At 71.7% G+C, this 25,355-nt stretch carries 20 protein-coding genes; 2 read left to right on the top strand and 18 right to left on the bottom strand.

Annotated elements, in window-relative coordinates; translation table 11 throughout:
• Positions 1 to 82: 82 nt before the first annotated feature.
• The 6 genes from FB047_RS11940 to FB047_RS11915 all read right to left on the bottom strand — a co-directional run bounded on the left by FB047_RS11940 (position 83) and on the right by FB047_RS11915 (position 7,385).
• Positions 83 to 1,096, bottom strand: a complete 1,014-nt coding sequence (locus tag FB047_RS11940) for a LacI family DNA-binding transcriptional regulator (RefSeq protein ID WP_136587419.1) — start codon at positions 1,094 to 1,096, stop codon at positions 83 to 85.
• Positions 1,089 to 2,621, bottom strand: coding sequence for a sugar ABC transporter ATP-binding protein (locus tag FB047_RS11935; RefSeq protein WP_136587418.1), 1,533 nt, complete (start codon positions 2,619 to 2,621; stop codon positions 1,089 to 1,091). Before FB047_RS11935 ends, FB047_RS11940 begins: the two co-directional genes overlap by 8 nt.
• Before the next feature lie 52 nt (positions 2,622 to 2,673).
• Entirely contained in the window at positions 2,674 to 3,693 is a 1,020-nt protein-coding gene (locus FB047_RS11930) for an ABC transporter permease subunit (RefSeq protein ID WP_136587417.1), read from the bottom strand.
• Positions 3,693 to 4,736: an ABC transporter permease gene (locus FB047_RS11925; RefSeq protein WP_136587416.1), complete on the bottom strand. Its 1,044-nt coding sequence runs from the start codon at positions 4,734 to 4,736 to the stop codon at positions 3,693 to 3,695. The genes FB047_RS11930 and FB047_RS11925 overlap by 1 nt, the downstream gene beginning before the upstream one ends.
• A complete protein-coding gene (locus FB047_RS11920) occupies positions 4,733 to 6,331 on the bottom strand; it encodes a sugar ABC transporter ATP-binding protein (RefSeq protein ID WP_136587415.1) in 1,599 nt (532 codons plus the stop codon). The genes FB047_RS11925 and FB047_RS11920 overlap by 4 nt, the downstream gene beginning before the upstream one ends.
• A gap of 73 nt (positions 6,332 to 6,404) precedes the next feature.
• Entirely contained in the window at positions 6,405 to 7,385 is a 981-nt protein-coding gene (locus FB047_RS11915; RefSeq protein ID WP_136587414.1) for an ABC transporter substrate-binding protein, read from the bottom strand.
• A 249-nt stretch (positions 7,386 to 7,634) separates the two neighbouring features.
• Here FB047_RS11915 and FB047_RS11910 point away from each other — a divergent pair, with 249 nt between their 5' ends.
• Positions 7,635 to 8,195 carry a flavin reductase family protein gene (locus FB047_RS11910; protein ID WP_136587413.1) on the top strand — a complete coding sequence of 187 codons (561 nt, stop codon included), beginning with the start codon at positions 7,635 to 7,637 and terminating at the stop codon, positions 8,193 to 8,195.
• A gap of 142 nt (positions 8,196 to 8,337) precedes the next feature.
• Here the strand turns inward: FB047_RS11910 and FB047_RS11905 are convergent, their stop codons facing one another.
• From FB047_RS11905 to FB047_RS11850, 12 genes are all read right to left on the bottom strand, one after another.
• Positions 8,338 to 9,144 (bottom strand): FAS1-like dehydratase domain-containing protein, encoded by an 807-nt coding sequence (locus FB047_RS11905; RefSeq protein ID WP_136587412.1) that lies wholly within the window; start codon positions 9,142 to 9,144, stop codon positions 8,338 to 8,340.
• Complete coding sequence (locus FB047_RS11900; RefSeq protein WP_136587411.1) at positions 9,141 to 10,370, bottom strand: CaiB/BaiF CoA transferase family protein; 1,230 nt, start codon at positions 10,368 to 10,370, stop codon at positions 9,141 to 9,143. Before FB047_RS11900 ends, FB047_RS11905 begins: the two co-directional genes overlap by 4 nt.
• Positions 10,367 to 11,344: a hydroxymethylglutaryl-CoA lyase gene (locus FB047_RS11895; protein ID WP_136587410.1), complete on the bottom strand. Its 978-nt coding sequence runs from the start codon at positions 11,342 to 11,344 to the stop codon at positions 10,367 to 10,369. The genes FB047_RS11900 and FB047_RS11895 overlap by 4 nt, the downstream gene beginning before the upstream one ends.
• The gene (locus FB047_RS11890; protein ID WP_136587409.1) at positions 11,341 to 12,615 is read right to left on the bottom strand and encodes a hydroxymethylglutaryl-CoA reductase, degradative; all 1,275 of its coding nucleotides are present in this window, start codon (positions 12,613 to 12,615) and stop codon (positions 11,341 to 11,343) included. Before FB047_RS11890 ends, FB047_RS11895 begins: the two co-directional genes overlap by 4 nt.
• A 121-nt stretch (positions 12,616 to 12,736) precedes the next feature.
• Positions 12,737 to 14,365 (bottom strand): helix-turn-helix domain-containing protein, encoded by a 1,629-nt coding sequence (locus FB047_RS11885; RefSeq protein ID WP_136587408.1) that lies wholly within the window; start codon positions 14,363 to 14,365, stop codon positions 12,737 to 12,739.
• 322 nt (positions 14,366 to 14,687) lie between these two features.
• Complete coding sequence (locus tag FB047_RS11880; RefSeq protein WP_136587407.1) at positions 14,688 to 15,875, bottom strand: M20 metallopeptidase family protein; 1,188 nt, start codon at positions 15,873 to 15,875, stop codon at positions 14,688 to 14,690.
• Positions 15,872 to 16,642, bottom strand: coding sequence for an ABC transporter ATP-binding protein (locus FB047_RS11875; RefSeq protein WP_136587406.1), 771 nt, complete (start codon positions 16,640 to 16,642; stop codon positions 15,872 to 15,874). The genes FB047_RS11880 and FB047_RS11875 overlap by 4 nt, the downstream gene beginning before the upstream one ends.
• Positions 16,639 to 18,411, bottom strand: coding sequence for a dipeptide/oligopeptide/nickel ABC transporter permease/ATP-binding protein (locus FB047_RS11870; RefSeq protein WP_136587405.1), 1,773 nt, complete (start codon positions 18,409 to 18,411; stop codon positions 16,639 to 16,641). Before FB047_RS11870 ends, FB047_RS11875 begins: the two co-directional genes overlap by 4 nt.
• A gap of 3 nt (positions 18,412 to 18,414) precedes the next feature.
• The gene (locus FB047_RS11865) at positions 18,415 to 19,452 is read right to left on the bottom strand and encodes an ABC transporter permease (RefSeq protein ID WP_205822942.1); all 1,038 of its coding nucleotides are present in this window, start codon (positions 19,450 to 19,452) and stop codon (positions 18,415 to 18,417) included.
• Between the two features lie 4 nt (positions 19,453 to 19,456).
• Positions 19,457 to 21,046 (bottom strand): ABC transporter substrate-binding protein, encoded by a 1,590-nt coding sequence (locus FB047_RS11860; RefSeq protein ID WP_136587404.1) that lies wholly within the window; start codon positions 21,044 to 21,046, stop codon positions 19,457 to 19,459.
• A gap of 53 nt (positions 21,047 to 21,099) precedes the next feature.
• Positions 21,100 to 22,680 (bottom strand): hydantoinase/oxoprolinase N-terminal domain-containing protein, encoded by a 1,581-nt coding sequence (locus FB047_RS11855; RefSeq protein WP_136587403.1) that lies wholly within the window; start codon positions 22,678 to 22,680, stop codon positions 21,100 to 21,102.
• The gene (locus FB047_RS11850; RefSeq protein ID WP_136587402.1) at positions 22,677 to 23,789 is read right to left on the bottom strand and encodes a DUF917 domain-containing protein; all 1,113 of its coding nucleotides are present in this window, start codon (positions 23,787 to 23,789) and stop codon (positions 22,677 to 22,679) included. The genes FB047_RS11855 and FB047_RS11850 overlap by 4 nt, the downstream gene beginning before the upstream one ends.
• Positions 23,790 to 23,862: 73 nt before the next feature.
• Between FB047_RS11850 and FB047_RS11845 the strand changes: the two genes are divergently transcribed.
• Positions 23,863 to 25,347 carry a PucR family transcriptional regulator gene (locus FB047_RS11845; protein WP_136587401.1) on the top strand — a complete coding sequence of 495 codons (1,485 nt, stop codon included), beginning with the start codon at positions 23,863 to 23,865 and terminating at the stop codon, positions 25,345 to 25,347.
• Positions 25,348 to 25,355: the final 8 nt, after the last annotated feature.

Raw genomic sequence — 25,355 nt, 5'->3', positions numbered from 1 at the left:
CTCCGACGGCATCACGGGGCCTCGCCGGCCGGAGCGATGGGACTCGACCACGCGGCGGCTTCCCGGACCGCGATCGCTCCGCTCAGCGCGTCTGCGGCGCCGAAGCGCGCACGATCAGGCGCGTCGGCAACGGCGTGCTCTCGGTCACGGTGTCGGGCTCCTCGACCAGCAGCAGCACCTTCTGCATGAGGATCTCACCCAGCGCCGCGAAATCCTGTCGCACCGTGGTCAGTGAGGGGAAGACGAACGCCGCCTCGGGAACATCGTCGAACCCCACCACCCCGATGTCTTCGGGAACCCGCAGGCCGCGCTCGCGCAGTGCCGACAGCACGCCGATCGCCATGTGGTCGTTCGCGACGAAGATCCCCTCGCCCGGAGTGAGATCCGTCTCGGAGGCGATGCGGTACCCGCTCGCGGCCGTCCAGTCGCCGTGCACGGCGGGCGTCGACTGCGCGCGGGCCGCCGCGATCTCCTCGCGCCAGCCGCGCACGCGTTCGACGGCGTCGGGGTTGCGCGCGGGCCCGGCGATGTGGCGCACCGTGTCGTATCCGGCCTCGAGCAGGTGCCGCACCGCGCTGCGCGCTCCCCGGTACTGGTCGATCGCGACGAGCCGGGGATGCGGCCGACCGGTGGTGGCGGCCGCCACGATCGGCACGTCGATGTCGAGTGCCTGCACGGCTGCCAGCACCTCGGTGTCCACGACGATGAGCACGATGGCATCCACTCGCTGCTTCAGCAGCCCGTCGATCGCCGCCCGGACCGCGGCGACGTCGTTCTGCGGCGAGCTGATGGCGTCCACGTTGTAGCGGGCGGCGCGGGCGGCGAAGTTGAAGTTCATCGCGATCGACGAGGGCCCGTAATCGACCGTGCCCGGGGTGACCAGACCGATCGTGCGCGTGCGCCGCGTGACGAGGGCGCGGGCCGCGGGCGACGGGCTGTAGCGCAGCTGCGCGATCGCCTGCTCCACGCGCGCCCGCGTCGCCGGGCGCACGTTCGGCATGTCGTTGAGCACGCGCGACACCGTCTGGTGCGACACACCCGCGAGGCGGGCGACGTCGAAGATGTTGGCGGTGCGCGAGGCCTTGTCGTCAGGCACCGGCGCCCCCGTCGGATGTCGTGTGGCCGGCGACGAGCGCGAGCAGCGCGTCGGAGGTGAGGCCCGTGGCCGGAACGATCTGCGCGAGCACCCCGTCGCGCATGACGGCGACGAGGTGGGCGACGCGCAGCACCTCGTCGAGCTCCGCCGAGATGTAGACGATGGAGAGGCCGTTGTCGCTGAGCTCCCCGACCAGCCGCTGGATCTCGGCTTTCGCGCCCACGTCGATTCCGCGCGTGGGCTCGTCGAGAACGATGAGCCGCGGCGACAAGGCCAGCAGGCGCGCGAGGAGCACCTTCTGCTGATTGCCGCCGGACAGCGTCGATACCGGCCGGTCGATGTCGGCGGGGCGGATGTGCAGCGCCTCGACCCAGCTGACGGCGAGTTCGCGGCGGCGCGCCGTGCTGAGCCGGTGGAAGATCCCCCGCTGCGCTTGGAGCGCGAGCGTGATGTTGTCGAGCACGCTGAGGTCGCCGATGATGCCCTCGGTACGGCGGTTCTCGGACGAGTAGGCCACCCGGCGACGGATGGCGTCGCGGGGCGATGAAAGGGGGGCCGGATCCCCGTCGACCGTCACCTCGCCCGCGTCGGGGCGATCGACGCCCGTGAGAGCGCGCGCCAGTTCGCTGCGCCCCGAGCCGAGCAGACCCGCGACGCCGATCACTTCGCCCTCGGCGATGTCGAGGTCGGCCTCGCGCAATCGAGTCCCGGATGCCACGCCGCGGGCGCTCAGGACGCTCGGGCCCTCGGCGGGCTCGACGAGGCGCTGGCCGAGCGGGGCGAGCGCGTCGGCCGCCGCTCCGAGCATCTTCTCGACGAGGTCGATGCGCAGCAGTTCGCGCGTGCCGTACTCGCCGACGAGCCGCCCTCCGCGCAGGACCGTGACGCGATCGCAGATCTCGTACACCTGGTCGAGGAAGTGCGAGACGAACACGATCGCGATGCCCTGCGCTTTGAGGTCGCGGATCACGCGGAACAGTTCGGCCACCTCGTCGGCATCCAGACTCGAGGTGGGCTCGTCGAGCACGAGCACCTTCACCTCGGTCGAGACGGCGCGGGCGATCGCGACGAGCTGCTGCACCGCGAGGGGATGCGCCGACAGCACCGAGGACGGGTCGACGTCGACGCCCAGAGCGGTCAACGCCTCGACCGCGCGCTCGCGCATCGCCCGATGGTCGATGACGCCCCACCGGCGGGGCTCGCGGCCGAGCGAGATGTTCTCGGCCACCGTGAGGTTGGGGAGGAGGTCGATCTCCTGGTAGACGGTCGAGATGCCGACCGCCTGCGCGTCTGCCGGCGACGAGAACCGCATCTCCTGACCGCCGAGCTCGATCCGGCCGGAATCGAGACGGAGGGCGCCCGTGATCGCTTTGATCAGGGTGGACTTGCCCGCACCGTTCTCCCCCATGAGCGAATGCACCTCGCCCGGGTACAGCCGGAAGTCGACGTCGGACAGCGCCGATTCGACCCCGAAACGCACCGTCGCTCCGCGCACCTCGAGGAGGGGCGGAGCGACGGTGGACATGCGGTCAATCATGCCCGCGTGACGCGGTGATCGCTAACACGGCACGGGGGCGTCACCGGCTGAGCGCGGAGCGCGACACGATGATCCGCTGCACCACCACGAACAGCAGGAGCAGAGCTCCGACGGTGATGCGCGTCCACGACTGCTCGGCGCCCGAGAACGAGATGATCGTTCGGATCAGGCCGTAGACGAACACCCCGATCATGGAACCGAGGACGAAGCCGCTGCCTCCGGTGAGGAGCGTGCCGCCGATGACGACCGCCGCGATCGTGTCGAGCTCCGTTCCCACGCCGTTCAGCGGATACCCCGCGCCGGAGTAGGCCGTCAGCACGATGCCGGCCAGCCCCGCGCACACGCCGCTGATGACGTAGACCGACAGCTTCGTCCGCACCACCGGCAGGCCCATGAGCCGAGCGGACTGCTCGTTGCCGCCGACCGCGTAGACCGTGCGGCCGAAGCGCGTGTAGCGGAGCACGAACGCCGCGATCGCGACGGTCAGCAGAGCGATGACGCCTGTCGGGGTGATGTACCAGCCGGCGAAGGAGAACCTCGTGGACTGCAGCCACAGGATGCCGTCGTTCTCGACCTTGATCGACTCCAGGCTCACCACGAACGCGAGGCCGCGGGCGAGGAACATCCCGATCAGCGAGGCGATGAACGGCTGCACGTCGAAGAACTGCACGAGCACGCCGATGAGCAGACCGATCGCGGCCCCGATGAGCACCATCGCCGGAACGGCCACGACCACGGGAACCCCGTCGCCGAGGAGCTTCGCGCACAGGATGCCGGTGAACGCCATGACCGCACCGACCGAGAGGTCGATGCCCCCGGTGAGGATGACGAAGGTCATCCCCACGGCCAACACGAGCAGGTACGCGTTGTCGAGCAGGATCGACGACATGATGCGCGGCAGCTGGAAGTTGGGGAAGGAGGCCATCGCGCCGGCGATCATGATGATCAGGATGGCCACGGCGGCGAACACCGGGACCCACGAGATGTGACGGCTGAGGAAGCGACGGTACGCGCCGGCCGACGGCGCGGAGCTACGCTCCGGGGCGGTGAGAGTGGTCATCAGGACAGCACCTTTGCGTCGGGACGGCGGGTGAGCGGACGGGAGGCGGAGCGGCCGGCCGTCCAGAAGAACGAGCGGAACCGCGGCGACTGCAGCAGCACCACGATGAGCACGGCCGCGGCCATGAAGACGGGGCTGACCGCGGGAGGGACGCCGAGGAAGGTGATCGTGCTCTTGAGCGTCTGGATGGTGAAGACGCCCACCACGGTGCCCGCGATGCTGAACTTCCCGCCCGCGAGCGAGGTCCCGCCGAGGACGACCGCGAGGATGGCATCCAGCTCGATGTAGAGCCCCGCCGCGTTCGCGTCGGCCGCCATGATGTTCGAGCTGTACAGGATGCCGGCGATGCCCGCGAGCGTGCCGCTGGCGATGTAGGCGCCCCAGATGATGCCGCGCGACCGGACGCCGGCGAGCCGGCTCGCCTCGGGGTTGATGCCGACCGCTTCGGTGAGCATGCCGAGCGCCGTCCGCCGCTCGAGGACGCCGACCACGATGACCGCGACGATCGAGACGTAGAACGCGAAGGGCAGGCCCAGCACGTATCCCTGCGCCATGAACTGGTACGGGTCGCTGTTGATCGTGGTGATGAAGCCCTTGGTGATGAGCAGGGCGACACCGCGGCCCGCGAGCATCAGCACCAGGGTGGCGATGATCGGTTGGATGCCGAGAACCGAGACGAGGAAGCCGTTCCAGACGCCGAGCAGCAGGGCGGTGCCGACGGCCGCGACGATCGCGATCATCACGACCCCGAGGTTGCCCGGCTCGGGGGAGGCTTCGATGATCGTGAGCGCCACCGCGCCGGAGACCGCCATGATCGCGCCGACCGACAGGTCGATGCCGCGCGTCGCGATGACGAGCGTCATGCCGAGGGCGACGAGCATGAGCGGTGCGCTGTTGCGGAGGATGTCGATGAGCGACCCGTAGAGCTGGCCGTTCTGCACCGTGATGCTGAGGAACGACGGCCGCGAGATCGTGTTGACGGCGATCAGGGCGATGAGCGCCGCGATCGGCCAGACGAGGCGGTGCGTGAGGAGCTTCTTCATGCGATCTTCTCCCGATCGGACGGCGATGTCTCGGGGGCGGCGGAGGAGGTCGTCTCGACCTGACCTTCGGCGATGTAGGTGACGAGGCCGTCGAGGTCGACGTCCTTCGTGGCCAGCTCGCCGATCTTACGACGGTCGCGGAGCACGGCCACGCGCTGGGCGAGGCGCAGGACCTCTTCGAGTTCGGACGAGATGAAGATGACCGAAAGACCCTTCTCGGCGAGTTCGGCGACCTTGCGCTGGATGTCGGCCTTCGCGCCGACATCGATGCCACGGGTCGGCTCGTCGAGGATGAGCAGCTCGGGCGCGGTGGCGAGCCACCGCGCCAGCAGCACCTTCTGCTGGTTGCCCCCGGAGAGGTTGCGGATGAGGGCGTTCGGATCGGCCGGGCGGACCCCGAGGGCGGTGATGTACTCGTCCACGATGGCCTGTGTCTCGGCTGCTCCGACCCTGCGGAGCGCCCCGCGCCGGGCCTGCACCCCGAGGATGATGTTCTCGGCCACGGTGAGATCGCCGACGATGCCCTCGGCGCGGCGGTCCTCCGACGAGAAGGCGATGCCGCGATCGAGTGCGTGACGGGGCGATCCTGTGCGCGCGGAGGAACCATTCACTTCGAGGGACCCACCGTCGGTGCGGTCGGCGCCGGCGATCAGTCGCGCGAGCTCGGTGCGCCCGGAGCCGAGGAGTCCCGCGAGCCCGACGACCTCACCCCCGAAGACGTCGAGGTCGACGGGCTCGAGGGTGTTCTTGCGGCCGAGGCCGAGCGCGCGCAGCACCGGGGTGCCGGAACGGTCGACGGGTCGCTCGGCACTGGCGGAGATGGCATCCAACTCGCCGAGCTCGCGCCCGATCATCTTGGCGACGAGTTGCTCGCGACCGAGGTCTTCGACGGGGTACTCCCCCACGAGCGTGCCGTTGCGGAGCACGGTCAGGCGGTCGGAGATCTCGTAGATCTGGTCGAGGAAATGCGAGACGAACAGGATGGCGACGCCGCGGTCGCGAAGGTCGCGGACGACGCCGAAGAGCTGCTCGACCTCTCCGCGGTCGAGGCTGGAGGTCGGCTCGTCGAGAACGAGGACCTTGGTGTCGACGACCATCGCGCGACTGATGGCCACGAGCTGCTGGATCGCGATCGAGTGGCTCGCGAGGATTGACCGGGTGTCGATGCGCACACCGAGCTCGGAGAGATGACGCTCGGCGGCCGCGTGGGTCGCCTTCCAGTCGACCATGCCGGCACGTCGGATCTCCTGACCGAGCATGACGTTCTCACCGACGGTGAGGTTCTGGCAGAGGTTGACCTCCTGATAGACGGTAGCGATGCCCGCCGCCTGGGCGTCGGCGGTGGCGCGGAAGAGCCGCTGCTCCCCGTCGACGCGGATGGTGCCGGCGTCGATGCCGTACACACCGGTGAGGGCCTTGATGAGCGTGGACTTGCCGGCGCCGTTCTCGCCCATCAGGGAGTGGACTTCGCCGGGATAGAGGGTGAAGTCGACCCCGTCGAGGGCCTTCACTCCGGGGAAGGAGATGCTGATTCCTCGCATCTCCACCACGGCGGCCCGCGGGCTCGAGACCGCGGCAGCACGTTCGGATGTCATGCTCGATCGCTTTCTGGGATGCCGGGAGGTGTGCGAGGCCGGGATCGGCCCCGCACACCCGGGGACGGAGTGATCAGTACTTGCGGTCGGGCAGAGCGGCCTTGGCCTGCTCCTGGTCGAACGCCTGGTCCTCGACGATGTAGCTCTTGTCGACGGACTCGCCGGCCACGACCTTCTTGACCACCTCGGCGACCTTGTCGCCGAGCAGCGGGTTGCACTCGACGATGTAGTTGAACTCGCCGTCGGCCAGGGCCGTCATGCCGTCCTTGACCGCGTCGATCGTGACGATCTTGATGTCGGTGCCGGGCTTGAGGCCGGCGGCCTTGATCGCGTCGAGGGCACCGAGGCCCATGTCGTCGTTGTGGGCGAACAGCAGGTTGATCTGCGAGCCGTACTTCTGGAGGAAGCCCTCCATGACCGTCTTGCCTTCGGCGCGGGTGAAGTTACCCGTCTGCGAGTCGAGCAGCTTGACGTCGGTGCCCTTGATGGCGTCGTCGAAGCCGGTGGCGCGGTCGGTCGCCGCCGACGAACCCGTGGTGCCCTCGAGGACGACGAGGTTGGTGGGCGTCTTGCCGAAGTTGTCGGCGACCCAGGTGCCCGCGGTCTCGCCCTCCTTCTTGAAGTCGAGACCGACCCAGCTGGCGTAGAGATCCTCGGATGCCGAGACCGTGCGGTCTTCGAGGATGACGGGGATGTTGGCATCCTTCGCCTCCTTCAGCACGTCGTCCCAGCCGTCGGTGACGATCGGCGCGAGCACGATGGCGTCGACGCCCTGGTTGATGAAGCTGCGGACCGCGGCGATCTGCGCCTCGGGCTTGTTGTCGGCCGCGTTGAAAATGAGGTTGAAGCCGTTGGCCTCGCTGAACGCCTCCTTCATCGACTCGGTGTTGGCGCTGCGCCATCCGCTCTCGGAGCCGGTCTGCGCGAAGCCGACGGTGATGACCTTGTCGTTGCCGCCCCCACCGGCACCGCTGCCGCCACCGGCGCAGCCGGCCGTGGTCAGGGCGATCGCGCCCACCAGAGCGAGCCCGGCAAGAATCTTCTTCGCCTTCATGATGAAACCTCCTCGTTTCGCCGGCACCGCTGCCGGTTCATGTGATGCAGCCCCTCGGGCGGGCTGACCTCTGAATGTTAGCGCTCACACAATCGACCATGTCAAGGATTGTTTGCGCTCTCAGTGTCACGAATCGGTAAATGTGAAGCTTCACACTCGCCGCCGACGATCGCCGTGGACCGACCGGAGCGTGTCGCCGTGTTGCGCCCGACGACGCCCCATGCCGCAGAAGCGCCTAGCGTTTGAGGTATGACTTCGCTTCCGCACGGCAACCCGGAGAGCACCCCCGCGATCGGCACCACGGTCTCGGCGGACGACTTCAAGCGCGCGTTCCGCGGCCACCCCGGCGGCATCGCGGTCATCACCGCCTACGGCGAGAACGGCCCCGTCGCCCTCACGGCCTCGAGCGTGTCGTCGGTGAGTGCCGACCCGCCGCTGCTGATCTTCTCGGTGTCGGCGCTGTCGTCGGCGACGCCCACGATCATCGCGGCCGACACCATCGTGGTGCACCTGCTCGACGCCGAAGACATCGGCCTCGCCCGCACCGCCGCCACCAGCGGCCTCGACCGCTTCGCCGACACTTCGACCTGGACGCGCCTGGCCACCGGCGAACCCGTGTACCACGGCGTGCGCGCGTGGCTGCGCTGCAAGATCGTCAGCCGGATGGATGCCGGCGGCTCGACCGTCATCGCCGCTCAGGCTCTGCAGGTCGACGTCGAACGCGACCTCGAGCCGGGCGAGCCCGGCGCAGCGCTGGTTTACCACAACCGCACCTGGCACCGCCTCGGCGAGCACTCGCGGCTCGACTGACGCGGCGCTCGGTCGGAATCGCCGCCCGCGTGGTGTGCGGTTCTGGCCGCCACGTCACGTGATCTCGACGACGACACCCCCTACAACGGGCGCGCTCGACCAGATCACGTGATCTGACGCCCCAGGTCGGCCCGAGGACGTGTCAGGCGAACGTGATCTCGGCCGTCGCGACGGCGACGTCGTCCGGGTCCACGGCCACGACCCGCGCGGCGTCGGCGGTGCCGCACAGGCGGATCTCCCGGTCGACGAAGGTCGGCGCGGTCAGGCGCACGCGCAGCGCGCCGATGCGCCGGCCCGGTGCATGCCGGCGCGCGGCATCCACGAGCAGGATCCGCAGCAGCGGCCCGTGCACCAGCAGATCGGGCAGGCCCTCGACCTCGCGCGCCCACCGACGGTCGTAGTGCACGAGGTGCGTGTTGAACGTCAGGGCGGAGAAGCGGAAGAGGCGGCGTGCATCGAGGGCCACCGTCTCGAGCCAGGCGGCCCCCGCGGCGACGGCGGGGTCGGTGCGCGGCGCGCGGGCGGGGGTCGAGGGGGCGCCGAGGAACACGTCGTGCCACGTGCTGCGCACCGCGACCTCCCCGTCGACGGCGAAGGTGCGCTCGATGTCGGCGAAGACGAGGCGTCCGCTCGCGCCGGTCTTCTCGACGACGGCTCCCGCCGCGGCCGTCTGCGTGACCTCGTCGCCGAGGCGGAGCGTCCCCGGGAACGTCGTGTCCTCCCCCGCGTACATCCGACGCGGCAGGTCGATCTCGGGCAGGATGCCGTCGCGCGCGGGCGTGCCGTCGGCGCGCAGGTCGTCGAACGCCACCGCGAACGGGAAGAACGCGCCCTCCCACCCCGGCGGGAGCTCGTCGCCCGCGGAGCGCATCGGATCGGCCGCGGCGAAGGTCGAGCGGTACGCCTCGGCGTGCGCGGCATCCAGGATCTGCGTCTGCGACGTCGTCACGACAGAGCGCCCGACGCGCGCAGCTCGGCGATGCGGTCGGCGTCGTACCCGGCGAGGCCGGTGAGCACGACGTCGGAATGCTCCGCGAAGCGGTTGGCGACGCGCGCCGGCGTCGCGGGCGTCGCGCTGAGCTTGATGGGCTGGCCGAACATGCGCAGGGTCCCCAGGGAGCCGTAGTCGGCCTCGACGATCATCTCGCGCTCGGCGGTTCCGGGGTCGTCGACCACCTCGCCGATCGTCTTGACGGCGGTCAACGGGATGACGTCACCCGCCATCTCCTCGAGCTCCGCCTTGGTGTGCGGGGCCAGCCACGCGGCCACGAGGGGTTTCACGCGGCGCGCGTACACCTCGGGATCGAACCTCTTGCGCATCGTGTCGATCTCGGGGTCGTCGGCGACCTCGGACGCCCCGAAGAGCACGCAGCTCGCGCGCCACAGCTTGTCGGTGTACGCCCCGAAGAACACCTGACCGTCGGCGCAGTCGAACAGCTCGTACGGCCGCACCCAAGCGTGCTCGTTGCCCGCGGGGGCAGCCTCGACGCCGCGCACCGTGTAGTCGACCACCGCAGTCTCGGTGAGTGCCAGCACGCTGTCGACTTGCGCAACGTCGACGAGCTGCCCCTCCCCCGTGCGTTCCGCGTGGCGGAGGGCGGCGAGAGTGCCCACGACGGCGAAGAGCGTCGCCGACAGGTCGCCGATGGTGACACCCACGCGCACCGGGGGCTGGTCGGGGTAGCCGTTCATCGACCACAGACCGCCCGCGGCCTGCGCGGTGTTGTCGAAGGCGGGTCGACGGCTGCGCGAGCCCGTCTGCCCGTACCCCGACACCGCGACGTACACGAGCCGGGGGTTGGCCTCGCGCAGGACGTCGTAGCCGACGCCGAGCTTGTCCATCGTGCCCGGGCGGAAGTTCTCGACGAGGATGTCGGCCCGCCGCACGAGATCGATGAGCGTCTCGGTGCCGCCGGGGGCGGCGAGGTCGAGTCCCACGCCGAGCTTGCCGCGGTTGTACTGGGCGTAGTACCCACTGAACTCCTCGTCGCCGTCGGTGAGATACGGAGGGAAGCCGCGCGAGACATCGGGATCGCGTGGATTCTCGATCTTGACGACGGTCGCGCCGAGGTCGGCGAGCATCTGCGCCGCGTAGGGGCCCGCGAGCACGCGCGACAGATCGAGCACGACGACACCGTCGAGCGCGCCGGTGCCGGGGACGAGGGAGTCGATCATGCGGGGTCCTCCGGGAGGGTCGGGGTGGTGAGGGCGGCGAGGGCGGCGGCGACGCGCGAGGCGTGCGGGCGTCCGCGGACGCCGGCCAGCCAGGCGCTGGTCCGCGCGAGCGCGACCACGTCGAGTCCCGTGCGGATGCCGAGGCCCTCCAGCATCCAGACGAGGTCCTCGGTGGCGAGGTTGCCCGTCGCCCCGGGGGCGTAGGGGCACCGTCCCAGCCCGCCCACCGAGGCGTCGAACTCCGTCACCCCGGCGCGGAGGCCCGCGAGGACGTTCGCGAGCGCCTGCCCGTACGTGTCGTGCAGGTGAAGGGCGAGGGCGGAGCGGGGGATGCCGGCATCCGCCACCGCCGCGACGACCCGCTCGACGTGCCCCGCGGTCGCCACCCCGATGGTGTCGCCGAGGGCGATCGTTCGGCATCCGGCGGAGTGCAGCGCCACGGCGGCGTCGACGACGGGGGCGATGTCGACATCGCCCTCCCACGGGTCTCCGAACGCCATCGAGACGTATCCGCGCACGGGGATCCCCACGAAGCGCGCGTCGTCGACGACGCCGACCGCCCGGGCGACCGCCCCCGCGCGGTCGGTGTTCAGGTTGGCGCGGGCGAAGGTCTCGGTCGCGCTCGCCACCACCGCCATCTCGCGCACCCCGGCGGCGAGGGCGTCGTCGAGACCGCGGCGATTGGGCACGAGGGCGACCGCACGGGCTCCCTCGGGAGGGCGGACGGATGCCACGACCTCGCGCGCGTCGGCGAGTTGGGGGATCCATGCCGGCGGCACGAAACTCGTGACCTCGAGCGCGCGCGAGCCCGCCGCGTAGAGTCGCGCGCACAGCTCCGACTTCACCGCACTGGGGATGACGTCGGTCTCGGCCTGGAGCCCGTCGCGCGGGCCCACCTCGTAGACGGTGACCGCTGTCGGCAGCCCCTCGAGCGGGACGACGCGGGGGTGCAGGCGGACGGCGGGAGCAGTCATGCGGTCGCACCGCGCAGCGCGGCGAGCACCTCGGCCGCGTACTCGACCCGGATACGGCCGTCGGCGACGATCCGCGCGGCGACCTCGGCGATCTCTCCCACCTCGGCGCCCGCGCTCGCGGCGATCGTGCGGGCGTGCAGGGTCATGTGCCCCCGCTGGATCCCTTCCGCGGCCAGCGCCCGGCACGCCGCGAGGTTCTGTGCGAGGCCCACCGCGGCGATCGTCGCGGCGAGCTCACGCGCCGTCGTGATGCCCAGCAGCTCCACCGCGGCGCGGGCCGTGGGGTGGGCGCGGGTGGCCCCGCCGACGAGGCCCACCGCGAGCGGCACCTCGAGCGTCCCGACGAGATCGCCGTCGGCGTTGCGCTCGAACCGCGAGAGCGCGCGGTACGCCCCCTCCCGCACGGCGTGCGAATGGCATCCGGCCTCCACGGCCCGGGTGTCGTTGCCGGTCGCCAGGACGACGGCGGTGATGCCGTTCATGATGCCCTTGTTGTGCGTGGCCGCGCGGTACGCGTCTGCCTCGGCGAAGGCGCTCGCCGCCTCGATGTCGGCGACGGCCTGCGCACCGCCGAGCATCTCGGCGGGGAACACGGCGCGCGCGCGGGTGAGGCGCCGGTCGGCCTTGTTCGTCAGGATGCGCAGGAGGGTGCGGGCGCCCGCGATCTCGGCGATGCGCGGGGCGAGCGCCTCGGCCATCGTGTTCACGGCGTTCGCGCCCATGGCATCCCGCACGTCGACGTGCAGGTGCACGATCACCTGCGTTCCCGTGCGCGTGGCGAGCGTGCGCACCGAGATGTCGACGGCGCCCCCGCCGAAGGACACCAGCGTCGGGTCCTGCGCATCGGCGAGGGCGAGCAGTTCGTCTCGCGCCTCGAGCAGGCGCAGACGCGTGCCCTCGGGGTCGACCGCGTCGAGCACCTGCACCTGCGCGATCATCACGTCGCCGGTCGACGAGGTCGAGAAGCCCCCGGTCGCGCGGGCCATGCGCGCGGCGTTCGACGCGGCCGCGACGACCGACGGCTCCTCGGTTGCCATGGGGACGAGTCGGTCGACCCCGTCGACGCGGAAGTTCGTGGCGATGCCGACGGGGATGCCGAGGAGTCCGACGACGTTCTCCACCAGGTGGTCCGCCTGCGACAGCGACAGCCCCTCGGCGGGATCGAGCGCGGCGAGACGCGCGGGGTCGAGTCCCGCGGCCTCGGCGACGAGGCGACGCCGCTCGAGGGGGGTGTGGTCGCGCAGACCGGGAAGTCGGCTGGAGGGGGTCACGCGGGCTCCTTCGCGGGCGGGAGGGTGCCGCGTCGACCGCGGCGTCTCCTCGACGCTAGGTCGGCGTCGCGCAGCGGGGTACGGACCCACGACACATCGGACGCCCGCGGGAGTGGGCGTCTCATCCGTCGCCGTCCCGCTCCAGACGCTCGCGCAGGTCGTCGAGGCGCACGGCGATCGACAGGCGGAAGAAGCGCTCGTCGTCGCGCCACCCCGCCCCGAGCAGGGCGTCGAGCTTCTCGAGGCGCTGCAGGATCGTATTGGTGTGGAACGTCAGCGCACGGGCCGTGCGGGTGGGGCTCGCGCCGTGGTGCACGAACGCGCGCAGGGTCGCGAGGAGGTCGCTGCCCCGCGCGGCGTCGTGGCGCCGCACCGCGCCGAGCGCGGAGTCGAGGAACGCCTCGAGGGCGCGTCGATCGGCGCCGATCGCGGCGGAGTAGGGCAGGAGCTCGTCGGCACCGACGAGCGCGTCGCGCAGGCCGAGGGCGCGCGCGAGAGCGACCGCGGCCCGCACGTCGCGCGCGGCGGCGGCGATCCGGCCCGGTGCGGCGACCGCGGTCACGGCGAGCATGTCGAGATCGAGCGCGTCGCGGAGGCGCCGGAACGACGTCGCGTCGACCGGCGCGACGTGCGCCGCGACCACGAGGCCGTCGAGCTCTCCGACCAGGGCCGCCGGGCCGAGGTGATGGGCGAGCGCACGCGCGGCCGCGGCGCGGCGCTCCCCCGTCACCGCCAGCGCCGTCACCGCGCCGAGCGCCCGCTCGTCGATACCCGAACGGCGCAGCGCCGCGGCGACGTCGGCCCGCCGCTGGGCGGAGGCGGTGACGAGGTCGACCAGCAGGTCGGAGCGCTGACGGTGATCGGCCTCCGCGACCGCCTCCTCCGACAGGGCCAGCAGGGCCGCGACCTGACAGGCCCGCTCGATCGTGCGCCGATCGACGTCGTCGAGCTCGCGCGCCGAGGAGCCCACGACGATCGCCCCGAGCCCGCGACCGCCAGCCACGATCGGGCTGACCACCGAGACACCGGCATCCGCGCCGTCGCCGCGCCGGGCCGCGTCGAGGAACGCATCGGAGGCGTCGCCGTGCACCGCGCGCACCGTGCGGGGGGCGTCGAGGATCGCCACGGGCGCCTGCAGCGCGGCCGAGAGCGCGGTCGCCACCGGCGCGAGCCCTCCCCCGGCCAGGACCGCGTCGACGAGTTCGCGGTGCACGCGGTTGGCGCGGTCGCGCGCGGCGACGTGGGCCGTGAGGTCGGCGGCGGCCGCGCGGGCGCGCTCGGCCTCCCGCTGCGCGGCGGCGAGGGCCGCGGCGGTCTGGAGCACCACGGAGGCGTGGTCGGCGAGGGCGGCGAGCAGCGCGATCTCATCGGGGCCGAACACGCGCTCGTGACGCTCTGCGACGAAGAGCACGCCGAGCACGCGGTCCTCGGACAGCAGCGGCACGCCGAGCATCGAGACGATGCCCTCCCCTTCGACGGCCGCGTCGATACCCGTCGTGTGCCGATCGGGGTCGACCACGTCGTAGCGGCGCACCGCTCGCGGCATCCGGGACTCGGCGATGGCGCCGACGAGACCGCGCCCCGGGGGCACGACGAGTCCGCGCAGGGCCGCGGTCACCGTTCCGCGCGTCGCGCGTACCCGCAGCGTCGCGTCGGTCTCGTCGAACTCCGAGAGGTACGCGATGTCGGCGGCGAGCAGCTCCTGCGCCCTGTCGACGAGGCGTTCCAGCACGGCATCCGCGTCGCGCATCGCGGCGAGCTCGCGCGCGCTCGCGTACAGCGCGGCCAGCTCACCGGTACGCCGACGCAGCGCCGCGACGTCGGCGGCGGAGGGCGGCGGCGGGTCGGAGCCTGCGGCCGGGGCCGGCGCGGCATCCGGTGTGCGCGCGGTATCCGGCGGTGGGTCGGCCGCCGGCGGCGGGGTTCCGGGGCTGCTAGAGGACGGCGGCGACGCGGCGGCGGGCAGAGGAGATCCGGGGCGCGCGATATCCGGCGGAGGGGTTCCGGGGCGGGCACTATCCCGCGAAGGGTTCTCGGGGGCGGGCCCGGCGGCGGGGTGGAGCATGTCGACCTCAGCGCCCGTGCCGGTGCACCCGGTCCCAGGCCAGCCCGGCAAGCGTCGCGGCGTGCAGCCCCAGCTGCGCGTCGTCGAACACCGCGCGGTCGGAGTGCAGCGGTGCGCGCCCCGCGGCCGGCGCGACGCCGAGGAAGACGAGCACGCCGGGCACGCGTTCGAGCACGTACGCGAAGTCCTCGGATGCCGGCGACGGCGCCTCGAGCACCCGCACCCGCTCCGGACCGTGGGCGGAACGCAGCCCGTCGAGCACGACGGCCGTCTCGTCGGGATCATTGACCGTCACGGGATACGAGTCGACCCAGTCGGTGTCGAGCGTGCACCCGTGCGCGGTCGCGATGCCCGCGAGGAGAGCGGGCAGCTCGTCGCGCACGCGGGAGCGGGTGGCATCCGAGAAGGCGCGCACGTTGAGCACGAGCGTCACCGTCTCACTGAGCACGTTGCCCGCCGCCGAGTCGCTGCGGATGCCGGTCACCGACAGCACCGCGGGGTCGGTCGCCGGCAGCCGGCGGGCGCCGAACGTCTGCACCGCCAGCACCAGTTCCGCGGCGACGGGCACCGGGTCGACGCCCTGGTGCGGCATCGCCGCGTGACCCCCCGTGCCGCGCAGGGTCACGGTCGCCGCGCTCACGCTCGCCATCATCGGTCCGGGGCGGGTGACGAACGTGCCCGCGTCGGTCATCGTGTCGACGTGGAGCGCATAGGCGGCCACGGGCGCATCGCCCGCGGCATCCAGCACGCCTTCCTCGATCATGAGGCGCGCGCCGGCGTACCCCTCCTCGCCCGGCTGGAACATGAAGACCACCGCACCCGCGAGCTCCTCGCGCCGGGCGGCGAGCAGGCGGGCGGCCCCGAGGAGCCCGGCCATGTGCAGGTCGTGGCCGCACGCGTGCATCGTCGCCTGTGGCGAGGCGAACGGCAAGCCCGTCGCCTCGGTCACGGGCAGGGCGTCCATGTCGGCCCGCAGCAGCACCACAGGCCCGGGTCGCGCTCCGCGGAGCACCGCGGTGATCGACGACAGTGCTGCGCCGGTCGCGATCTCGAGCCCGAGGTCGGCGAGTTCGCGCTGCAGCACCGCTTGCGTCTCGGGGAGGTGGAGGCCCACCTCGGCGACGGCATGGAGCTCGCGACGGACGGCGACGAGTTCGGGCACGAGCCCGATCGCCGCCTCGGTGAACTCGTTCATCCGGCTGCCATCCGCACCCCGAGCACGGGCACCGCGTCGAGCAGATCGAGGGTGTAGGGCTCGCTGGGCGCGGCGAGCAGGTGCTCCGTCGGGCCCGACTCCACGATGCGGCCGTGCCGCATGACGGCGATCTCGTCGCTGATGTAACGGACGACGGCGAGGTTGTGCGAGATGAAGAGCATCGACAGCCCGAGGTTCTCCTGCAGCTCCCGCAGGAGGTTCAGGATGGCCCCCTGAACCGACACGTCGAGGGCGCTCGTGACCTCGTCGGCGACGAGCACGCGGGGCTCGCCGGCGAGCGCACGGGCGATCGTCACCCGCTGACGCTGCCCGCCCGAGAACGCGGCGGGGGTGTCGCCGGCGCGGTCGGGGTCGAGGTGGACGAGCGTCAGCAGCTCCCGCACGCGCGCCACGCGCGCGTCGCGCGAGAACGTGCGGCCGCTCGCGCGCAGAGCCTCGGCAATCGAGTCGCCGACGCTCATGCGGGGGTCGAGGGCCGAGAACGGGTCCTGGAACACCAGTTGCAGGCGCCGGCGCGCGTCCCGCGCCGACTTGCCCCCACCGGATGCCACGACCCCGCCGACCCGCACCTCTCCGGCCGCCGGGGGCACCAGGCCAACCACCGCCGCCGCGATCGTGCTCTTGCCCGACCCCGACTCGCCGACGAGGCCGAGCGTGCGCCCTGCGGGGACGACGAGCGACACGTCGTCGACGACGGTGGTCCGGCCGTAGCGGACGGACAGGCGGTCGATCTCGAGGGCGTTCACACCCCCACCTCCTCGGCGAGAGCGGATGCCGCGACTTCCGGCGGAATCACCGGAAGCGGGCGGGTGCGGTCGGACGTCATGTCGGGCAGGCACGCGATGAGCGCGCGCGAATACGGGTGCGTGGCGTCTTCGCGGATGCGCTGGGCGTCGAGTTCTTCGACGATCAGGCCGTCCTTCATGACGAGGACGCGGTCGCAGAACGCCGAGACGAGGGCGATGTCGTGCGAGATGAAGACGATGGCAGCCCCCGTGTCGTGCTGCGCGCGGCGCAGCACGCTCATCACCTGGCGCTGCACCGTGACGTCGAGCGCCGTCGTCGGCTCGTCGGCGATGATGAGCTTCGGGCGCCCGGTGAGGGCTTGACCGATCATCGCGCGCTGGCGCATGCCCCCGCTGAATTGGTGCGGATACTGCGACAGCCGCCGCCTCGCGTCGGCGATGCCGACGGCCTCGAGGGCCGCGGCCGCACGCTCACGGGCTTTCGCGCGCGACATCTTCAGGTGCACCTCGGGAACCTCGGTCAGTTGGCGGCCGATCGTGAGGGCGGGGTTGAGCGAGGTGAGCGGGTCCTGGAACACCATGCCGAGTTCGATACCGAGGGTCGAGCGATCGGCAGCGGTGAGGGGTCGGGTCATATCGATGCCGTCGAAGGTATGGGCGCTCGTCGTGACGCGCGCATCGGTACCGAGGAGCCCCGCGAGCGCCATCGCTGTGAGCGATTTGCCCGACCCCGATTCACCCACGATGCCGACGACCTCGCCGGGGAGGATCCGCAGCCCGACACCGCGCACCCGCTCGACCTCGCCGCCGTCGGCGGTGCCGAAAGTCACGCGCAGGTCGGTGATCTCGGCGACGGGTTCTCCCGCGGCGAGCGCCGGACGCGCGATCGCCGCCGCCGCCGCCGACCGTCGCGTCGGGGTGACGGCCCCGAGGGCTCGCCGCACCACCGCGGAGCGCCCACCGCCGCGGGTGTCAGCGAGCGCCTCACTGACGAAGGTGAACACCAGTCCCGCCAGCACGACGGCGATGCCGGGACCGATCGCCGCGAGCGGGTTGACGTAGATACGGGTGATCCCATCCTGCAGCAGTCGCCCCCAGTCGTACTCGGGCGCCTGCACGCCGAGGCCGAGGAACGAGAGCCCGGCGAACGACAGCAGGGTCACGCTCGCGGTGGCCGCGGCGTTCACGAACAGCGGGTTGGCGATGTTGGGCAGGATGTGCCGGACCAGGATGCCGAAAGGCCCGACGCCGACGACGCGAGCCGCCCGCACATAGTCGCGGCCCGAAACCGACGAGGCGAGGTTGTAGACCAGGCGCGCCATGAACGGGATGCCGGCGATGCCGATCGCGAACATGGCGGTCACGGCGCTCGCGCCCCAGATGACGGTGAAGAAGAGAACCATCAGCAGCCAGGGGAAGGCGAGCAACACGTCGAGGAACCCTGTCGCGAGGCGGCGGACGTGCCGCGGCAGGATCACGGCGATGAGACCGTACGCGATGCCTCCGACCGTCGAGACGACGGTGGCGCCGAGGGTCAGCAGCAGGGAGACGCGGGCGGCCACGAGCACGCGCGCGAAGATGTCGCGCCCGAGGTCGTCGGTGCCGAAAGGGTGCGCGAGGCTCGGGGCGAGCAGCCGCTCCGGCACGTTCGAGGTCTCGGCCGCGGAGAGGAAGAGCGTCGGCCCCGCGACCGTGAGGAAGAGGAAGAGCAGCACGCCGATCGCGGCGGCGATGCCCGAGGGGGACAGCAGACGGGAGCGCCAGGTCATGGATCAGCCCTCCGTGATCGAGGACCGCGGGTCGACGGTCACGAGGATGAGATCGACGACGAGGTTCACGCCGAGGATGATGAGGGCGTAGACGACGACCAGCCCCTGGACGATCGGGTAATCCTTGGCCCCGACCGCCGGGACCATGACACCGCCCATGCCGGGGATCGCGAAGACCGTCTCGATCAGCACGGTGCCGGCGATCATGCCGCTGAGCAGCAGCCCGCTGACCGTGAGAGAGGCGGTGATGATGTTCGGCAGCGCATGGCGCAGGTAGATGAGTCGTCCTGGCAGGCGCTTCGCCCGCGCCGTGGTCATGTAGGTCGCCCCCAGTACACCCGACATCTCGACCTGCACGATGCGCGCGAGGTAGGCCATCGGGCCGAGGGCGAGCGCGAGGACCGGGAGCACGGCATCCTCGGGTGTGCCCCACCCGGCGGCGGGAAGCCAGCGCAGCTGCACGGCGAACAGGGCGATCAGACCGACCGCGAGCAGGAACCCGGGGACGGCGATGAGCATACCCAGCACGCCCGAGATGAGAGCGTCGGCGACCTTCCGGCCCGGGCGCTGAAGCGCGACGGCGGCTCCGATACCGAGGGGGAGCGCCGCGACCAGCGCGAGCAGGAAGCTCAGCACGCCCAGGGTCACCGTCGCGGGGAATCGCTGGCCGATCGTCTCGGACACCGATCGGCCGGTGCGGATCGAGTCGCCGAAGTCGCCGCGCAGAAGGTTGGCGACGTAGTCGACGAACTGCTGCGGCAATGGCTTGTCGAGACCGAGCTCGGCGCGGGTGGCCGCGACCAGTTCGGGAGAGGCCTGGATGCCGAGAGCCGCGCGCACCGGATCTCCAGGCACGAGATGTACGAGGAAGAACGAGGCGACGACCACGACGGCCAGGGACACGAGCAGGCGCCCCAGTCGGCGGATGAGGAAGGCCGCTCGGGGGGAGAGCTGACGGCCGCGCCCCTCCGCCCGCACCGCGAGGGCGGCGGTCGGAGTGCCGGCCAGGTCGGCGACGGCGGGCGGAGGGGTGGCGGTCACAGGCTCAGCCCTGCATCCGGATCGAGGTGGGGTTGAGGAAGTTCGGCTGCTCGAAGATCGCGCCGCTCATGTAGTTCGGCAGGATGTTGTCGATCACCGGGAAGGTGTCGAAACGATCGATGAGCTTCTTCTCGGCTTGCTGCCACAGTCCGCACGCCGTGTCCGGGGTCGCCGTCTTGGCCTGGGTGGCGAGCTCGTTGTACTCGGGGTTGTTCACGAACATGAAGTTCAGACCGCCCTTGTCGGGGGTCGCCCCGCCGAAGAACAGGTCGAGCACGACGGGGCTTCCCGGCGCGATCTGCACCCAGCCGGTGTCCCAGTCGAAGCTCGTGTACAGCTGGTCGGACCACGCTGCGGCGTCGTTCGCCGACAGTTCGGTGACCACACCGAGCTTGTCCCACGTCTCCTTGACCAGCTCGGCGGCCGGGGCGTGCGAGGCGGTGGGAGCGTCGTAGATGAACTTCACGGTCAGCGGCTGGCCGTTCTTCTGGCGGGTGCCGTCGGCACCGAGAACCCAGCCGGCCTGATCGAGCAGTTCGCCGGCGCGGTCGAGGTCGGTGGCGGGGAGGGTCCACCCGGGCGGGTCCTGCACGCACAGCAGCGGCGTCTTCATGACGAGGCCGCTGGAAGGCAACCCCGTCGCGCCGGCGATCACGGGTCCGACCTCGTCGCGGTTGATCGCGGTCGAGAGAGCCTCGCGCACGAGCGGGTCGGAGAAGGGCCGACCCTCGCGCTCGTTGAAGAGCATCTGGCCGACAGGATTGCGCACGCCGGCGTACTTCAGGCCGGCACCCTCCAGGCGATCCTGATCGGGGCCCGTGACGACACCGCTGTTGACCTCGCCCGACAGCAGCAGGTTGGTCACCGTGCTCTGATCCGACACGATCCGCTCTTCGATGGTGTCGGGGAGCCCCGCGGTGTCGCTGGTGACCCCGTAAGGCCCCCACGTGTAGCCGTCGCGCTTGGTGAACACGTACGCGTCACCGGGACGCGCCTCGCTCAGCTGGAACATGCCGGTGCCGTTCGTCGTGTTCGACAACGACGCCACGTTGGCGAGGCCCGCATCGCAGACCATCATGATCGTGCCGATGTTGATCGAGAGGAACGGGTCGTTGACGGTACTCGTCACGGTGACGACGTTGCCCTCGGCCGTGGCGGAGACGGCGTCGGTGATGACAGTGCCGTACGAGAACGTCGCGTTCGCCGGGTCGGCGTTGTAGTTGATGTTGTCGGCGACGGTCTTTCCGGTGAACGCCGAACCATCGGCGCACGTGATGCCGTCTTTGAGGGTGAAAGTGGCGGAGGTTCCCTCGTCGGTCCAGCTCTCGGCCAGCCACGGTTCGTACGAGCCGTCCGGTGTGACGTAGATGAGCGACTCGTACGCGACCGTGACGACGTCGAACGTGTCCGGCGAGACGGCCTTCATCGGGTCGAGGTCGCCCGGGTCGTCGCTGATCGCCTTCACGAACGTGCCGCCCGAGACGACGTTGCCTCCGCCGCCCCCGCCGTCGTCTGCCGGCGCGGCGCACGACGCCAGTGTCAGTGCGAGGAGAGCGAGCCCGGCTGCGGCCGGGACAAGGGTGCTGCGTTTCATTGCCTTGCTCCTTCAATCGGGTGAAGCATCGGTGGTGCAGGTGTGGTGCAGGGTCAGCTCGCGGGGAGGGGCGCCGCTAGGCGACTCAGGGGCCCAGCCGCTTTCACCGAGACCTTGAGCGTGGGGCGCGCGGTGTACGACAACGACGTCTCGAGCACGTCGACGATCTCGACCGCGAGGGGATCGGCCCCCGCCTGGATGGCCTTGGCGATCGCCGCTTCCGAGGCGGCCGCGATCGCGGCATCCCGGTCGTCGGCGTCGGAGATCTGCTCGGCGCGGCCTCCCGCGAGGGAGATGGCCGCACCGACCGCGTTCGCGACGTCGGCCCGATCGGGGCGCAGGACGTCGCCGGCACCCGGCAGGTCGTCGGGGACGAGGAGGGCGCCGCCGCCCACGACGACGAGGGGGAGGTCGACCCGGCCGAGCGACAGACGCTCGACGGCCTCCTCGATGCGCTCGTGGGCGTGGGCGAGGGCGCGGGTCAGCAGGTCGCGCTGCCCCGACGACAGCGTCGGCAGCGAGCGGCCCGGGATGCCGCGGCCGGCCGCCGCGGCGGCGTCGGTCAGGGTCGCGGTGGAGCCGCCGAAGAGCAGCCCCTCCTCGGCGATGCGGTAGCCCACCGAGCGGGGGCCGACCGCGCCGGTGCGCGGGTCGATGACCGTGCCGCCGCCGATCCCGAGGCTGAGGATGTCGGGCATGCGGAAGTTCGTGCGCACGCCGCCGATGTCGCGGGGAAGCGTGGACTCGCGGGGGAAGCCGTCGACGAGCACGCCGAGGTCGCTGGTCGTGCCGCCGACGTCGACGACGATCGCGTTCTGCGCGCCCGAGAGGAACGCCGCGCCGCGGATGGAGTTCGCCGGCCCGGAGCCGATGGTCAGCACGGGGTAGCGCACGGCGTAGTCGAGCGACATGAGCGTGCCGTCGTTCTGCGCGAAGAACGTCGCGACGTCGAGGCCCTCCTCCGCGACGACCTCGACGAGCGCGCGCGTGACGTCGCTCGCCACGCCGCGTAGGGCGGCGTTGAGCACCGTGGCGTTCTCGCGCTCGAGGAGCCCGTCGGGGCCGATGTCCTGGCTGAGGAACACCGGGACCGCCTCGCCGAGGTGATCGTGCACGAGCTGCTCGACCTCGCGCTCCTGCTCGGGCGACGACGGGCTGAAGATGCCGCAGACGGCGACACTGTCGAAACCGCCCTCCAGACCGTCGAGGAAGCGGCGGATGCCGTCGCGGTCGAGCGAGGAGATGGGCGTGCCGTCGACCATGTGGCCGCCGCCGAGCATGGCCGCACCGGCCAGGACCTGATCGCTGAGGTCGTCCGGCCAGCCGGTGAGCGGGGGCCACTCGGTCGCCGCGGGCGCCCCGAGGCGCACGAGCGCGACCCGGTCGAGCCCGCGCCGCGCGACGATCGCGTTGGTGGCGTGGGTCGTGCCGAGCATCACGCGCGACACGCGGTCGCGGTCGTCGCCGAGCTGCGCGAGCACCGCGGCGATCCCGCCCCGGATGCCGCCGATGACGTCGGCCGTCGTGGGCTGCTTCGTCCAGGCGATGACCGAGCCGGTGGCATCCACCACGACCGCGTCGGTGTTGGTGCCACCGACGTCGACGCCGATCGACAGGTCGCGAACGGCGCTCATCGCGCGTCCTTCCGCTCGAAGGGGACGTAGGGCAGGTCGTAGCCGAAGGCGCGGGGGCCGGCGAGCTCGAGGCCGCGCTCGGTGCGCCACAGCGGGTCGCACGCCCACGCGAGCACGGACACGCGCTGGCCGTACCGGAGCATCTCGGTGGAGATCGCGTGGCCCGTCTCGAGGTCGACGACGGTGATGAGGTCGGGCACCGTGGCCAGCACCTCGCCGTCTTCCAGCACGACGAGGTTCTCGTTGCGCAGCTCGACGCGCTGCAGACGCCCGCGGTCGTCGCCGATGCCCCCGATCGTGATGGAGCCGCGGACGAAGCCCCCCTCGGTGCGCCGCGAGACGTCGACGATCTTGCCGGTGATGAGCACGTCGGCATCGAGCTCCGCGGCGACCGCCGACACGGGGTCGGTGGCGTCGAGAAGCGCGTGACCGACGCGGATCGCGGTGCTGATCGTGCCCGGGATGACGGCGCCGGGAGCCGTCTCGGCGGTGAGCAGATAGTGGGCGCCGAGGCAGATGCCGCCCGCGGCGACGGTGACCGCGCGGGCGTGCCGCTCGAGCCAGCCGAGGTCGACGGTGCGCAGCGTGACGACGTTACCGACGACATCGCTGAGCACCGCGAAGTCGCACGGCACCCCGGCGACGTTCGTGGAGATCATCGTCGCCTCGGGGAACGCGCGGCCCATGCCGTCGGCATCCAGGAGCGCGACGCCGAGGCGGGCGGCCCAGCCGGCCGGGGAGACGCCGTTGCTGCCGCCGATCTCGGCGGGCATGATCGCGGTGATCTTGCGTCCCGCGACGCGCTCGGCCTCGCGCAGCAGCGTCTCGATCTGCTGCACCGACGAGAGCATCTCGATGCCGACCGTCGGTGCGCCGATGCCGCTCATCATGATGACCGCGTCGTCGGGGCCGAGGTCGTCGACCGAGAGCAGCCGCACCGGTCCGTGCTCGCGGATGGCGCGTTCGGTGGTGAGCTGCGAGGTGTAGACCGCTCCGCCGCCGCCGGTGCCGAAGATCGCAGCCCCCGCGGCGAGGGCGGCGATGTCGTCGGCGGTGACGTGCTCGGGGGCGCGCGCCGCGGTCGGCGGGACGAGGGACGGGGATGCCATGACATGACCCTAGGCAGCACTCGCGCGACCGACAATGTGGTGACGCGACAGGGAATCGGCGTACATTGTGCTCGTGGCACAGCTCACCACCGCCGACCTCCTCTCCCAGGCCGAACGTCTCGGCGTCGATCACGCCGCCGGCCCCCGCGCCGGCGCCGTGATCGAGCGCATCGACGTCGCGGCCTTGTCGGAGCTGCCGGCCCTTCCCGCGGGGACGCTCGCAGTGGTCGCGGGCGAGGACCCGCCCGCGTCGTACCTGGTCGACGTGGCCCTGCGCCAGGCGAGTGCGCGAGGGCTCGCGGGGCTGGTGATGCCAGTCGGCTTCGCACCCGCCGAGACCGCGAGCGTGCTCGCCGAACGCGGAGGCGTGCCCGTGCTCGTCTCCCTCGCCGCGCGCGCTCCCGACCTCGCCGTCACGATCGACCGCGTCATCAGCGGCGGCGCCGCGGAGTCGATGACGCGCGCGGCTTTCGCGGTCGAGAAGGCGACGGCCGCTGCGTCGGCCGGCGCATCCGACGCCGTGGCGGCGATCCTCGACGCCGCCGGAACCGCGCTCGGCGTGCGGGTCCGCGTGCAGGACGACCCCTCGACATCGTGGACCGACGCCGACGCCGTCTTCGCCGGCGAGGTGCCCATCGGCCGGCTCGTCGCGGAGACGTCCGACCCCGCGGCGACGGTGGCGCTGCCCGTCGTCGCCTCCCTCGTATCGCGGGCGATGCAGCGGCACCTGCAGGACCGCTTCGCCCCCAACCAGTCCCGCGCCGACCTCATCGTCGAGCTGATCCTCGCTGAGGCCGGTCGTGTCGACGGCTTCGTCGCGCCCGCCGCACGCCTCGGCCTGCCCCTGCAGCTGTCGCACGCGGTGGCCTGGATGCGACCTCAGCACCGCATCGACGCGGGGCTGCGCGCGCCGCGGTTCGTGGAGGCGGCCCTCGAGCTGTTCACGCTGCAGCTCATCGAGGACCGCGACGAGCTCTGGCACATCGCGTTCCTTCAGGACGACGTCATCCTCGTCAGCAGCGAAGACCACGGCGCCGGCGATCACCAGCGGCGCCTCCGCGACGTCATCGTGCGCGTGCAGGAGCAGGCGCGCCGGCTGGCGGGCGACGACTGGACGTACACGGTCGGTCTCGGCACACCCCAGACGGGCGCCGCCGGGCTCCGACAGTCGGCCGCCGAGGCCCGGGTCGCCGCGGACTCCGCGATCGCCGCCGGGCGCCTGGATGCCATCGAGCTCACCGACGTGACCGGGCTCCGGCGCCTCCTTCTCGACTTCTACGCCTCTCCGGTCAGCCGCAACCTGCTCGACGACCTGCTGCACCCGCTCGACGCGCTCGGGCCGGAGCGCTCGGCCACGGCGGTGCGGACGCTGCTGTCGTACCTCGGCAATCGCAACTCGCTCGCCCAGGCAGGCCGCGAGCTCATGCTGCATCCGAACGCGGTGGGCTATCGCATCCGTCGCGTCCGCGAGCTGCTCGACGTCGACCTCGACGACCCCGACACCCGGTTCGCCGTCGAACTGGCGTGCCGGGTGCGGCTCATCGGATCGGCACGCTGACACCCCTG

The sequence above is a fragment of the Microbacterium hydrothermale genome, from assembly GCF_004854025.1.
GTDB lineage: Bacteria > Actinomycetota > Actinomycetes > Actinomycetales > Microbacteriaceae > Microbacterium > Microbacterium hydrothermale.
Note: the sequence above shows the minus strand (reverse complement) of the source record. Positions and strands in the feature narration are given on the sequence as shown.